The sequence below is a fragment of the Paraburkholderia humisilvae genome, assembly GCF_902859855.1.
Lineage (GTDB): Bacteria > Pseudomonadota > Gammaproteobacteria > Burkholderiales > Burkholderiaceae > Paraburkholderia > Paraburkholderia humisilvae.
Map to the genome: position 1 here is coordinate 1 of NZ_CADIKH010000255.1, position 2,469 is coordinate 2,469.

A 2,469-nucleotide genomic window follows, 5' to 3' on the forward strand; every position below is an offset into this window, starting at 1 on the left:
TGCCTCGTCCAACGGCTTCTTTGCCATGGCGCGTATCTCCATTCAATCCGTTAGAGATATAACGCGCCAGCATCGAATCGGTTGTCATGTTTTATGGGAAACTCAATAATGTAGAGTATGAAGCACATCTTTGCGGGTATGAGGCAGGATGCAGGGCGACCGCTCAACTTGAGCTGAGCGTGTCTACAAATCGGTCGCGCGGTTACTGAACGCGCATCCGGATCAGATTGCGGTAATTGAAAACGCTGCGCGTGCATGGGATATGGCCTTCTATTCGCTGCTGCTGTCGGCCGGCTACGTTGTGCTGACTTCTATTTCATGGAAATCCCCGTTGCGTCGCAATTGCGATGCATTTTATCGGTGTTGGAGCCTGATAAGCAGAGGAGGTCGTTGCCTGCCGGCCGATACCATCGGGTTCAGGCTCCTGCTGTTGTGTATAGCCGACGAGCGCGTCGGCCCACGATACGCACCACGGCAACGTGCTTGTCCTTCTTTTTACGACGCGTAACCAGGGAGATATACGGCGCTAAGCGCCTTGACGCCCTCGCGAGGGCGTACTCTAGCCGATCGACAGCGTATGCGCTACACGACTCCAAGCAGCGCTTCAAACGTCTGAATAGCATGGAGGGAAGGTCAGGTGACTGTGGGAAGTGACCGCGAAATGCGGCCCAAAGCGATGCACGAAGCGAGTGGCCCCCCGGCTAGGCCGGCCGGGTTCTCCAAGGGGTTCCCCTTGGAGCACGGGATATGTAAACGGGAATGCGGCAGCATTTCCGTTTACATATCTGTCGTGCCTCCGCTTCAGCCAAACCGTCCGTCGGCAGATCATCGCCAGAGCAATATGAATCGCTCATGGATCATTTTTGGATCGCTTGCAGAGCAATGCGGAGAACGGACTGATTATTCTTGGCGTACCTTTCGATCGTTCCGGCATACTGTCGCCGGTTCCTTTCAGATGATCTGGCCCCTGTGCCGCACTCGCTTGCCGAGCTCGAAACGCCGGTGCATGACGGCCTGCCGAAATCGGCGCTCGCCGCCGGCGTGCAGCATATCGTTACGGACGCGGACAGCCGCCGCACATTGCGTGGCCGGACCATCCCGGAGGCGACCTACAAGCGTCGCCGCGATCGTCTAACGACGAATGAATCCGAAAAAGCCGAGCGCCTCGCCCGCGTGTATGCAACCGCAGCCTACGTTTGGGACGATCCGCGGGACGCCCGTGCGTTCCTTGCCACCCCCCACCCGGAACTGGAAGGGCGACTGCCGGTCGACGTCGCCCTCACGGAGCTTGGCGCGCGCCGCGTCGAATCGCTTCTGTGGCAGATCTTCTACGGCCTGCCGACGTGATGCAGATCTTCCGCATCGCAGACAGGTCGCATCCGGTCTGGAACGGAACCGGCGCGATGCTGGGGGGAGGGCGCTTCAATAGCCCAGGCCGCTCCGTCATCTACGGGGCGATGTCCTTTGGCGGGGCGATGCTTGAAATTCTGGTACACGCGCGGATCGGCAAGGTGCCGAAAACCCACGTGTGGGTTGAAGCAGAGGTCCGCGATGGTGTCATGGCCGAGCAGCAGACGGTCGATTCCTTGCCAGACGGCTTGGACGCGTCGGCGTTGCAGGTCGCGCGGGCATTTGGCGACACGTGGCTTACTGAGGCCCGGTTGGCTGTTTTTGTCGTTCCTTCGGTAGTCGCGCGTCAGGAATCGAACGTCCTCGTCAACCCAGTCCACCCGGAGGCGGCACGTCTGGTGGTATCGCCACCGCTGCCGGTCATCTGGGACGAACGGCTGTTTACCGCGGTGCCGCCCGGACCGGTCATCGGCCTCGAACTGAGCGTGGCGGGCAAGCTAGCTCAGGAAGTCATGGTTTCGAGGCTGTGAACTCGTAGCCGCATTGGATTCATGGTGCCGCCGAGCGCACATACGAAGTCACTTCTTGCTCATCTATATGCGTGTCATGCAAAAGAACCGTCGCGCAATCAGGTACACAGCGCACAGGCCATCGTTGTCCCGGCACCAGTTCACTTGCGTATCGCTGTCGATGACGGGCCGGCGCTCCCCGACGTGGGACTGTCGTGCCTGCTCTGGGACCCGAGATCGCCGAATGCTGTTCGTCAACCGCGCGGAGCACACGCTAGGTTGGGGCCGTTTGAGTGCGCACGACAACGAATCCAAGATGCATCAAGGACTTATGCATCTCATCCGCATTTTATGCACACCGTTTTCCACGGATTCTGTTGATAAGTTAGCCTTGCCCACGTACGAGCATGCGGACAGGCGAACCGTGCGTCGAGACGTGGCGATTCCTGAAATAGCGAAGCACGGGCGCGCCAAGTTTCGGAGACGATGATAGAGGACAGCCTCATTCGTTCGGACAGGATCCGCGAGTTTTTAAGTGGAATCGCTGAGGCAATCAAGCTGCCGATTTTATCGCTGGCAGCATGGCGAAGTATGCTTCATCCGGTGTCTG

2 protein-coding genes are annotated in these 2,469 nt (G+C 59.0%); both read left to right on the forward strand.

The annotated features are described in order from the left end of the window. The first annotated feature begins 906 nt into the window (after positions 1–906). Positions 907–1,347, forward strand: a complete 441-nt coding sequence (locus HV796_RS41610) for an antitoxin Xre/MbcA/ParS toxin-binding domain-containing protein (protein WP_246356385.1) — start codon at positions 907–909, stop codon at positions 1,345–1,347. Continuing rightward, positions 1,347–1,880 carry an RES family NAD+ phosphorylase gene (locus HV796_RS41615; protein WP_175233462.1) on the forward strand — a complete coding sequence of 178 codons (534 nt, stop codon included), beginning with the start codon at positions 1,347–1,349 and terminating at the stop codon, positions 1,878–1,880. Before HV796_RS41610 ends, HV796_RS41615 begins: the two co-directional genes overlap by 1 nt. Positions 1,881–2,469: the final 589 nt, after the last annotated feature.

Excerpts from the sequence above, each read along its gene's own strand:
- HV796_RS41615 (WP_175233462.1), top strand. The coding sequence starts at position 1,347 with ATGCAGATCTTCCGCATCGCAGACAGGTCGCATCCGGTCTGGAACGGA.